Origin of the sequence: Stenotrophomonas sp. A3_2, from assembly GCF_036624925.1 — a bacterium.
Lineage (GTDB): Bacteria > Pseudomonadota > Gammaproteobacteria > Xanthomonadales > Xanthomonadaceae > Stenotrophomonas > Stenotrophomonas hibiscicola.
The window spans coordinates 1-435 of the sequence record NZ_JAZKVY010000320.1 but is presented as its reverse complement, the minus strand read 5'-3'; the positions used below and the strand labels follow the sequence as shown (position 1 = coordinate 435).

1 protein-coding gene is annotated in these 435 nt (G+C 58.9%); it reads left to right on the top strand.

The window, feature by feature from the left end; genetic code table 11:
- Positions 1 to 313 precede the first annotated feature (313 nt).
- Positions 314 to 435: DUF1328 family protein (locus R5H29_RS14865; RefSeq protein ID WP_332329374.1), on the top strand; the 122-nt coding region annotated here is incomplete at its 3' end.

Genomic DNA, 435 nt, shown 5'->3' with positions numbered 1-435 from the left:
GCGATCGATCGGCGACATTGCGCGCCACCAGACGATCAAGGACAATGACGCCGATTTCGTCGCGCCGACGGCGATGCTGAACGAGCTGCGCGAAGACAATCTGAAGCTGGTTGCAAGCTTCCACGAAGCCAAGCGGATCGTCGATGATGCTGGCGACAACGGCACCAGTGGTATATTGGACGAGTGGACCGATCGCGCCGAACGCCGCGCCTGGTTCCTGTTTGAGGCGAGCCGCACCGCAGCGGTTAACGATGGGGAACTTGAGCATCGCCGTGGCCATTGGCCTGGTGGCGACAATCAAGGGAGATGCATCATGCTGCGCTGGGCATTCTTGTTTCTGATCATCGGCATCGTGCTCGCGGTGCTGGGTTTTGGCGGTATTGGCGGCGCGTTTATCGGCATTGCCAAATTGCTGTTCTTTATCGCGATCGCGAT